Source organism: Haemophilus sp. HMSC61B11 (assembly GCF_001838615.1).
Taxonomy (GTDB): domain Bacteria; phylum Pseudomonadota; class Gammaproteobacteria; order Enterobacterales; family Pasteurellaceae; genus Haemophilus_D; species Haemophilus_D parainfluenzae_AD.
Window position 1 is genome coordinate 1 of the sequence record NZ_KV837967.1, and the last position, 622, is coordinate 622.

Consider the following 622-nt stretch of genomic DNA (forward strand, 5'->3'; position numbering starts at 1 on the left):
CAAAGATATTGCCTACTCCATTCGTAAACGAGGCGATGATGAGATTGAAATTCGGGACTCCATTTTTGATGGTTATGCCCGTGGATTTATTCGCTTTATTCTATTTGCCGGGTTTTTAATTGTTGGATTTGGTGGGGGAAATAGCTTAAATGAACCCTTTAGCTCTCAAATAAATGATTTTAAAAGGGATTATAAGTGGATACAATCCCCAGATGAAATGATAATCCCAAACTATAAAGATTATGTTGAATTATATAAAAAAGGAGGAAAATTTGTTACCAGTACTCCATTTATGGAATATGAAGAATATAGAAAACCTTATTTAGATAGATGGAAAGAGGATAGAGTAGTATTTATTAAGCATTGCATTTTATTATGTGCTTTATTCATCTTTGTGGTCTTTGCCTTTTTCCTGCCCCGTCCTCGTGGTTTTCGTGTCAACCGCAAAAAACGAGTGATTTATTGGCAAACTATCTTCGGCAGCCATGCTATTGCTTTCGTGCCCGAACAAGGTGACCCGCTAGGCGGAATTAATTACAGCCGTTTCGGCTTGTATGCGTTTGGTGCTCATGAGCGTTTCTCATTGCAAGTTTGGATTGACGATTACCTTTCCAAACGTCGT

Annotated in this window: 1 pseudogene; it reads left to right on the top strand. The window is 37.9% G+C overall.

The features are described 5' to 3' along the window. Window positions 1–622: pseudogene (locus HMPREF3263_RS04155) on the top strand (hypothetical protein); the annotation flags it as partial.